This window comes from Streptomyces sp. UNOC14_S4 (assembly GCF_020740835.1).
GTDB lineage: Bacteria > Actinomycetota > Actinomycetes > Streptomycetales > Streptomycetaceae > Streptomyces.
Genome location: NZ_JAINFC010000336.1, coordinates 1 through 8,537, shown reverse-complemented (window position 1 = coordinate 8,537; position 8,537 = coordinate 1). Strand labels below are relative to the sequence as shown.

Sequence of the window (8,537 nt, the reverse complement as noted above, 5' to 3'; positions counted from 1 at the left end):
CGCCGCCCTCCAGCGCGACGTGGACCGTCGCGAGCAGGCCGTCGACCTGGTCCGCGCGTTCGCCTCGTACGAGGAGCTGGGCGATCACGGGATCACCGAGCTGGCCGAGGCCCGCGCCCTCGCCGACGGCCTGTCGGACAGCCTGTGCGCGTACGGCGAGCAGGCCGAAGCGGCCCTGCACTTCCTCCTCACCTCTGGAGCGAACCAGTGACGACCGAGCCCAACACCGACGACCCCGCCGTCGCGTACGCGGCAGCGCCGAGCATCATCGCGGAAATCTCCTGGGTGACCGCGCAGAGCAGCGCCTTCATCCGCAGCGAGCCGGACCGCGAGTTCTGGCTCCGCAAGGCCGCGGTGTTCGACCGCATCGCGGTCAAGGAAGCCGCCATGTACGTCCCGCGGCAGACCACCGACGTGGTCGAGACCGCCGTCGAGGCGGCGCGAGCCCTGGTCCAGTACGACATCGCGCACCGCGGCTTGAGCCTCAAGGGGGCCGAGCTGGTCACCGATGAGGACCACCGCGAATACGTCCGCCACCAGTACCACGAGTGGCTCCTCGCACAGCACTTCTGATCTCACCCGGGGCAGCGGCCAACCCGTCAAAGCAGCCCGCTGCCCCGGCCTCCCCATCCCAACCAGGAACCAGGAGGTGCCATCAGGATGCACCACATTCGTACCCGCCGTCTGCGGGGTGCCCCTTTGAGGGGTGCCGAGCGCCGACGGCGCGCCGTCCGACTCACCGAGCGCGGTGGCGATGACGCCGCAGCTGGCCTGCCCCAGCTCTTCCGCCCGGCGGAAATCGCCAAGGCCCTCGGCTGCTCCGAGTGGTGGCTGAAGGAACAGGCGCGCCGACAGCGAATTCCCTTCACCCGGGTGGGCGGGGCCTACCGCTTCACGGCTGAGCACGTTGCCGAGATCATCGCTCTCTTCGAGGAGCGCCCTCGGGATCCGGAGCCGTCGGTGGTCGATAACCCGCGCCCCCGCCAGCCGAAACACGCGACCGCTGGTCTCCGAGCCAAGCCGCCCCGCCGAGTCAGCTGTCCGTCCTCCTCGCCCACCGCTGCGTGACCCACTGAAGAGAGGAGGGGAACAGTGGGATTCGGCGAAAAGCTCAACGGCTATTACCGTGCCCGCTACTGGGTTGGCCCTGGTCAGCTCCGCACCGTGGTGGACGAACGGGGCAAGGCAGTCCGGTACCGCACCAAGAGGGATGCTGCGAAGGCCGCGAACGACCACGAAGCGAGGGCCCGGCAGGGGACCGGCACGGTAGCGTCCGCGGGAACGGTGGTTGAGCCTGCCTCGGTTGCTGTGCAGGTCTCGACGGCTCCGCAGGCTGAGATCACCTTCAGCGAGTACGTGAACCAGTGGTACGAGGATCAGGACCTCGCGCGGTCCACCATGCAGAACTACAAGCGGCACATCGAGGAGCACCTACTTCCTGAATTCGGGGACAGGTCCCTCGCGGAGATCTCACGCAGCGACGTGACGTCCTGGGACAAGAAGGAAAGAGCGGTCTACAAGCCGGCCAGCGTGAAGACCTGGCGCAGCACCCTGCACCTTGTCTTCGCGGATGCCGTGGACGAAGGTCTTCTGACCGCCAATCCGGCGGCCAGGCGGCGTGGCCGCGGTAGGCGTGCCGGGCGTTCGCGAAACCGCAGCGCGGAGAAGGTGACCACGGATTCGCTCGGCATGCTGCTGATCGCCGAACGGGCGTCGTTGCTCTCCGGCCGTGACGACGAGTTCGTCGCCGAGATCACCAGGGGATACACCGGCATGCGCTGGGGCGAGAGCACCGGGCTGGAGCCCGAGTTCTGCCGCCCCAAGACGGTGCGGGTGGAGTGGCAGCTCTACGAGCTGGATTCCGGCGAGCTGCACCGCTGCCCGCCGAAGGACGACTCGTACCGGGACATCGACTCGCCGGAGTTCCTGTCGGCCTTGATCTCCGATCACATTGCGCGGACCAGTCCGAAGCCGTGCAGGTGCCATGGACTGAGGTACACGTTCAGCGGCCATGGCGAAGCCAACGACATGGCGCCGCGCTCCGGCGTGAAGCTGGTCGATGTCGCTCGTCGGGCCGGGGTCTCCGTCGGAACGGTGTCGAACGCGCTGAACCGCCCGGAGACGGTCCGGGAGGAGACCCGGATCAAGGTTGAGGTCGCTATCGCGGAGCTCGGCTATGTACGCGGTGCCCTCCCTGGGGAGACAGCGGCTCATCCCCGGCGGTCGGGGTACGCCACCTGGGTGCTCCAGCCGGCCGTCACAGGCTGGTACCCGCCGAAGGCTCCGCAGGAGGCGCGCCCCGTGCCCGTACTCGCCGAGCCCTGGCCTGGAGTGCCCGCGCGGGGGAGAGGAGCCTCGGACCGCGCCGAGGCGTGCTGGGTGCCGATCGCACGTGGCTTCACAGCACAGAGCTCCCGCCACACGCACAAGGCGATCATGGAGGAGCTGGGGACACCGCCGAAGCTCATGGACGAGCGGCTCGGGCACGAGGACGGGTCGGTGCAGTCCCGCTACTCGCACGTCACCCCGAAAATGCGCAGACGCCTCATGGGCGGACTGACCGCGGAATGGGAGACCTCGCTGAGGGCACGGCGTGCGATGTGTCCCAGATCACCCGTCCGAGTCCTCGATGAGCTGCTGAGAGCGCTTCGGTAGGAGGGCTCCGCGCTGGAGCGACTTTCTTGATCCACTCCAGGATCACTCCAGAAGCGCCGTCCAGGCGCGCAAAAAACACCTCAGGCCCGGTCTTCTCTTCCGAGAAGACCGGGCCTGAGGTGCTGTTTCACCTGTCGGGGTGGCGGGATTTGAACCCACGACCTCTTCGTCCCGAACGAAGCGCGCTGCCAAGCTGCGCTACACCCCGATCGTTGCCGTAGTTCCTGTTTTCGCAGGTCCCCGGTGCAACGAGCTCTACTTTAGCGGACTGGGGCCCGGAGGTGAAATCCGATTCCCAAGGGGTGGGTGGAGGCGGGGCGGGGTCAGTCGCGGTCGCGCGGGGTGAGGGTGAGGAGAGTGGCCTCCGGAGGGCAGGCGAAGCGGACCGGGGTGTAGCGGTTGGTGCCGCAGCCGGCCGATACGTGGAGGTAGGAGCGGTGGCCCCCCGCGCGGTGGGTGGAGAGGCCCTTCACCCGCTCGGGGTCGATGTCGCAGTTGGTGACCAGCGCGCCGTAGAAGGGGATGCAGAGCTGGCCGCCGTGGGTGTGCCCGGCGAGGATCAGCGGGTAGCGGTCGGCGGCGAAGGCGTCGAGGACCCGCAGGTACGGCGCGTGGACCACGGCCATGGAGAAGTCGGCGTCCTCGCGGGGGCCGCCCGTCACCTCCGCGTAGCGGTCGCGCTTGATGTGGGGGTCGTCCAGGCCGGTGAGCGCGATGTCGTAGCCGTCGATCTTGAGGCTGCCCCGGGTATTGGTGAGGTTTGCCCAGCCCGCGGCGTCGAAGCCGTCGCGCAGGTCCTCCCAGGGGTTGTGGATCACGCCGACGGCCGGGGCGTTGCCGTTGAGGCCGTGGCGGCCCGTGGCCCGCTCCATCAGGTAGCGCGCGGGGTTGCGCAGCTTGGGGCCGTAGTAGTCGTTCGACCCGAAGACGTACGCGCCGGGGAACTCCATCAGGGGGCCGAGGGCGTCGAGCGTCTCCGGCACCCCTTCCGGGTCGGAGAGGTTGTCCCCCGTGTTGATCACGAGGTCCGGTCGGAGCCCGGCCAGCGACTGGAGCCAGCGCTGCTTCTTGCGCTGTCCGCCGACCATGTGGATGTCGGAGACCTGGAGCACCCGCAGCGGGCGCATGCCCGGTGGCAGGACGGGCACGGTGACCCGTCGCAGGCGGAAGGAACGGACCTCGAAGCCGGCGGCGTAGGCGAGGGCGGCCGCGCCTGCGGCCGTGATTCCCAGGGGTACTCCATATCGAGCGCGCATACGTCCATGGTCGCAGACCGCGCACATGCCGTGAGCTCCCCGGTCGCCTCCTGTGGATAACCCCGTGAGGGCGATCGCCCGGTCCGTCAGGGGGAGTTGCGCGCGTCGCGAGCTCCTGTCGGTGCCGGGCGCCAGGCGGGCGTTTCAGGGGCCTCAGCGGGGCGGCGACCGGCCCCTCCCGCGTTAATGCAGGGCGCCCCGTGCCGGCGAGTGCGAAGATTGCGGCATGACCACGCTCAAGTCCAGGCTCCACGACGACCTCACGGCTGCCATCAAGGCCCGTGACGAACTGCGCTCCTCCACCCTCCGCCTCACCCTCTCCGCCATCGCCTACGAGGAGACCGCCGGCAAGACCGCCCGCGAGCTCTCCGACGACGAGGTCATGAAGGTGATCACGCGCGAGGCGAAGAAGCGCCGCGAGGCCGCGGACGCGTTCGAGAAGGGCGGCCGGGCCGAGCAGGCCGAGCGTGAGCGGGCGGAGGGCGAGGTGCTCGCCGAGTACCTGCCCAAGCAGCTGTCGGACGAGGAGCTGAGCACCCTCGTCGCCGAGGCCGTGGCCGAGGCCAGGGCGGGCGGCGCCGAGGGCCCGAAGGCCATGGGCGCCATCATGAAGATCGTGAACCCGAAGGTGGCGGGCCGCGCCGACGGCAGCCGCGTCGCCGCCGAGGTGAAGCGCCTGCTCGCGGGCTGATCCGGAGCCCGTCCGCTGTTCGGCGGACGGCCCTGCCCGCGCGCACCCGCCGCACAGCACCGCACAGCACAGGGGCGCCCGGACCTTCACGGTCCGGGCGCCCCTGTGTGCGTCACCTGCGCGTCATCTGTGCGGGCCGGGCTCAGTGCCCCTTGTCGCCGCCGCCCGCCGGGCCCGCCGATCCGGCCGGGCCCGTCGCACCTCCCGGGTTGGGCTTGTCGCCGCGGCCGGCGCTGCCGCCCGTCGCCGGGGTGCCACCGGTGACCGGGCCACCGTTCCCCGTGGCGGGATCGTCGCCGGTGGCGCCGTTGCCGTTCGCCCCGCCACCGCCGGTGGCCTGGGCGCCGCCGTTCGTCCTGCCGCCACCGTTCGCCTGGCCGTCGCCGGTGGCCTGGCCACCGCCATTGGTCTGGCCCTGGCCGCTGCCCCGGCCGTGTCCCCTCGACGAGCCGTTGCCGTTGCCGCTGCCCGCCGCCGGGTCGGTACCGCCGGTGCCGCCGCCTGCCGGGCCCGCGTCGATGGTCGCCCCGCCGAAGACCGGGGCCGGCCTGCCCTCCAGCGCGCCGTTCATGGCGTCGCGCCAGATCGGGCCCGGGGTGTCACCGCCGTAGACCTTGTCGTGGTAGACACCGCCGATGGTGATGCCCTCCATCTCGATGTCCTTGCCGGGGCCGCCGACCCAGACCGCGCCCGCCATGTTCGGGGTGTAGCCGACGAACCAGGCGGCGTGGCGGCCGTCCGTCGTACCGGTCTTGCCCGCGCTGTCACGGCCGTCCAGACCGGCCTGCTTGCCGGTGCCGTCCTCGACCACGCCCTTGAGGAGGCTGTTGACCGTGTTCGCGGTCTCCTCGGACATGGCGCGCGAGCACTGCGTCTTCGGGACGCTGATGCTCTTGCCGTTGGGGCCGGTGGCGGAGTTGATGAGAACCGGGGTGCAGTACTTGCCGCCGTTGGCGAACGCCGCGTAGGCGGCGGCCATCTTCAGCGGCGACATGCCCTGGGTGCCGAGGGCGATCGACGGCACCTGGTCCATCTTCTTGCCGGAGGCGGGCTTCAGGCCCAGCTTCGTCGCCATCTTCGTCACCGGGCAGGTGCCGATGTCGCCGATCATCTGGATGAAGTAGGTGTTGACCGACTTCGCGGTCGCCTCCCGCATGCCGTACGGGCCGACCTCGCTCCGGTTCTCGTTGCTCACCATCTCGCCCCCGCTGTTGCGCCAGGTGCCGTCGCAGGTCTCGACCGAGTCCGGGTAGGGCATCTGGTAGGGCGAGCCGTAGACCTTGTTCGGCGAGATGCCCTCCTCCAGGGCGGCGGCCGCGAGGATCGGCTTGAAGGTCGAACCGGTCTGGAAACCGTAGTTCGATCCGCCCATCCCGTGGTCGGCGGAGAAGTTGATCTGCGTCTGGTTCAGCCCGAAGCCGTACGGCCGGGACTGCCCCATGGCGAGCACCTTGCCGCTGCCGGGCTCGACGATCGACACCGCGGTGGCCACCGAGTCGTTCTGGTAGACGTGCTCACTGATCGACTTCTGCACGGACTTCTGGGTCTGCGGGTCCAGCGTCGTACGGATCGTCAGACCGCCCTCGTTCCAGCGCTTGGCGCGGTCCTCCTTCGTCTTGCCGAAGGCGGGGTCCTGGAGGAAGGTCTCGCGGACGTAGTCGCAGAAGAAGCCGGCGCCGTCGACGGCGGTGATGCAGCCGCTCTTGGGCCGGGTGATCTTGAGGTTGAGCGGCTTGGCCTGCGCCGCCGCGGCCTCCGCCGGAGTGATGTGCTTGAGTTCCGCCATCCGCTGGAGGACCGTGTTGCGGCGCTTGACGGCCTCCTTGGGGTAGTTGACCGGGTCGTAGCGGCTCGGCGACTGCACGATGCCCGCCAGCAGCGCGGCCTCGTCCAGGTCGAGGTCCTTGGCGTGCTTGCTGAAGTAGCGCTGGGAGGCGGCCTCCACGCCGTAGGACTGCTGCCCGAAGAAGGTGATGTTCAGGTAGTTGTTGAGAATCCGCTCCTTGCCGAGCTCCTTCTCCACCTGGATGGCGTACTTCAGCTCCTTGACCTTGCGGCCGAGCGTCTGCTGCTGGGCGACGGCGACCTTGTCGGGGTCGTCGCCCGCCTCCTCGACGAAGATGTTCTTGACGTACTGCTGGGTGAGGGTCGAGGCACCCTCGGAGACGCCGCCGGACTGGGCGTTCTTGCTGAGCGCGCGCAGGACGCCCTTGAGGTCGACCGCGCCGTGCTCGTAGAAGCGCGCGTCCTCGATGTCGACGAGCGCCTTCTGCATGTAGGGCGAGATCTCGTTCAGCGGCACGACCGTGCGGTCGCGGGAGTACACCTTCGCGATCTCGCCGCCCTGGGCGTCGAGGATGATGGTGCGCTGACTCAGCCGAGGGGTCTTGAAGCTCGCCGGGATCTCGTCGAATCCCTCCGTGGAACCCTTCGCCGCCAGGCCGAAGGCGCCGACGGCAGGCAGGGCCAGGCCCGCGAGGACCGCTCCGGAGAGCACGCTGACACCGAGGAACTTGGCGGCCTGCCGACCCCTGCTTGGGGCCTCGTCCGAACGCTTCATAGCCATGAAGGGAAGCCTACGTTCTCATTCGGCGGACAGACGCCCGTGTGTTCGCCTACGCTGTTTCACGCCAGTCACTGCGACCCCATTCGGCATCACCTACGCCTTCACTCTTGTGGGTGATGAGATGTGTCCGTATTGCCGCCTGTGTTACTTGCTGACCTATGCCGGATGGGTAAACTGCCCCGATATTGCGGGGTAAGTCACTGATGTCGCCAGCTCACTCCGTTGGGTGATCTGCCGCGTACGCATAGTCCGTTCGGGCCATCCAAGATTGGGCCCGAAGGGGGTGTTGCCCCCTGCCTGCCTTCCGTAACGTCCTCAACTGGCAACGGTGAATATGCCGCTGCCGCCGTGGGGGAGCCTCAATTCGGGAGAGGACGGCGCCAGCATGGGCTGGGTAACCGACTGGAGTGCGCAGGCAGCCTGCCGCACTACCGATCCGGATGAACTATTCGTTCAGGGCGCAGCGCAGAACAGGGCCAAGGCGGTCTGCACCGGGTGCCCGGTGCGCACCGAGTGCCTCGCCGACGCGCTGGACAACCGCGTGGAGTTCGGCGTGTGGGGTGGGATGACGGAGCGTGAGCGGCGGGCGCTGCTGCGGCGTCGGCCCACGGTCACCTCGTGGCGCAGGCTGCTGGAGACCGCCCGTACGGAATACGAGCGTGGCGCGGGGATTCTGCCGCTGAGCGACGAGGAGTACGGCGCCTACGCGGCAGTCGGCTAGCCGACGCCGATCGCGCCCGATAGATCGCGAGCGCCTCGACCTCGACGGCATTACCCACGGCGCCGTCGGCTCGATGGTCTCGGTGTTCTCGGTGTTCTCGGTGGTGCTCCCGGTGTTCTCGACGGTGCGTCGGACCGCGGTGTTGCTGCGCGGGTGAGCGGGTGAGTGGGGAAGCTAAGGAAGAAGAGGAGAGGGCGGTCGGCGGGGGGACCGCATCGCATCGCGCCTCGTCTCGTCTCCGGTCCGCCCCTGGCGGCCTTTGATGGCCCCCGATGGTCCGCTTTCGACGGCGCGGCTTCGACCGGATTTCGCCGGTCCGCTGTCCGTCCGCTCTGCCTGCTCTCCGTCTGCTGCCGTCTGTTGTCCGGCTGCTGTCCGCTGTCGGTCTTCCGCTGTTCAGGCTGTTCAGCCGGTCGCTTCGACGGCCTCGGCGGTCTGGTGCGCGAGCCGTTCGCCGATGGCCCGCAGGCCCGTCAGATCGTGCACGTCGCCCGGGAGGGCGGCCACTTCCGCCACCGCGACCTCGGGGTGCAGCGCGGTGAAGCGGTCACGTGTACGGCGCTCACGTGCGAGCACCTGCATCCGCTCGGCGTGCAGCCTCAGCAGGCCGGCCGTCAGTCGTGCGGTGGACGCGACGGGGTCCTGCGA

The 8,537-nt window shown here is 69.3% G+C and carries 7 protein-coding genes, 1 tRNA gene and 1 pseudogene; 5 read left to right on the top strand and 4 right to left on the bottom strand.

Going from position 1 to position 8,537, the window contains the following annotated elements:
• The 3 genes from K6I34_RS25415 to K6I34_RS25400 all read left to right on the top strand — a co-directional run.
• A partial coding sequence (locus tag K6I34_RS25415) for a hypothetical protein (protein ID WP_229328816.1) occupies positions 1–211 on the top strand: 211 nt, incomplete at its 5' end.
• Positions 208–573 (top strand): hypothetical protein, encoded by a 366-nt coding sequence (locus K6I34_RS25410; RefSeq protein ID WP_229328814.1) that lies wholly within the window; start codon positions 208–210, stop codon positions 571–573. The genes K6I34_RS25415 and K6I34_RS25410, both read left to right, overlap by 4 nt.
• 519 nt (positions 574–1,092) lie before the next feature.
• The gene (locus tag K6I34_RS25400) at positions 1,093–2,655 is read left to right on the top strand and encodes a LacI family DNA-binding transcriptional regulator (protein WP_229328812.1); all 1,563 of its coding nucleotides are present in this window, start codon (positions 1,093–1,095) and stop codon (positions 2,653–2,655) included.
• A gap of 134 nt (positions 2,656–2,789) precedes the next feature.
• Here the strand turns inward: K6I34_RS25400 and K6I34_RS25395 are convergent.
• Positions 2,790–2,863, bottom strand: a tRNA-Pro gene (locus K6I34_RS25395).
• Positions 2,864–2,978: 115 nt separating this feature from the next.
• Complete coding sequence (locus tag K6I34_RS25390; RefSeq protein ID WP_229328810.1) at positions 2,979–3,911, bottom strand: metallophosphoesterase; 933 nt, start codon at positions 3,909–3,911, stop codon at positions 2,979–2,981.
• Positions 3,912–4,137: 226 nt separating this feature from the next.
• Here K6I34_RS25390 and K6I34_RS25385 point away from each other — a divergent pair, with 226 nt between their 5' ends.
• A complete protein-coding gene (locus tag K6I34_RS25385; RefSeq protein ID WP_229328808.1) occupies positions 4,138–4,602 on the top strand; it encodes a GatB/YqeY domain-containing protein in 465 nt (154 codons plus the stop codon).
• A gap of 142 nt (positions 4,603–4,744) precedes the next feature.
• Here the strand turns inward: K6I34_RS25385 and K6I34_RS25380 are convergent, their stop codons facing one another.
• On the bottom strand, positions 4,745–7,168 hold the full coding sequence (locus tag K6I34_RS25380) for a transglycosylase domain-containing protein (protein ID WP_374231006.1): 2,424 nt from the start codon (positions 7,166–7,168) through the stop codon (positions 4,745–4,747).
• Positions 7,169–7,553: 385 nt separating this feature from the next.
• Here K6I34_RS25380 and K6I34_RS25375 point away from each other — a divergent pair, with 385 nt between their 5' ends.
• A complete protein-coding gene (locus K6I34_RS25375) occupies positions 7,554–7,889 on the top strand; it encodes a WhiB family transcriptional regulator (RefSeq protein WP_183147699.1) in 336 nt (111 codons plus the stop codon).
• 405 nt (positions 7,890–8,294) lie between these two features.
• On the opposite strand, the pseudogene K6I34_RS25370 reads toward K6I34_RS25375, so the two are convergent.
• Positions 8,295–8,537, bottom strand: a pseudogene (locus K6I34_RS25370) (ArsA family ATPase); the annotation flags it as partial.

Coding starts and splice junctions, on each gene's coding strand:
- K6I34_RS25385 (WP_229328808.1), top strand. CDS start 4,138: ATGACCACGCTCAAGTCCAGGCTCCACGACGACCTCACGGCTGCCATC.
- K6I34_RS25380 (WP_374231006.1), bottom strand. CDS start 7,168: ATGGCTATGAAGCGTTCGGACGAGGCCCCAAGCAGGGGTCGGCAGGCC.
- K6I34_RS25390 (WP_229328810.1), bottom strand. CDS start 3,911: ATGCGCGCTCGATATGGAGTACCCCTGGGAATCACGGCCGCAGGCGCG.
- K6I34_RS25375 (WP_183147699.1), top strand. CDS start 7,554: ATGGGCTGGGTAACCGACTGGAGTGCGCAGGCAGCCTGCCGCACTACC.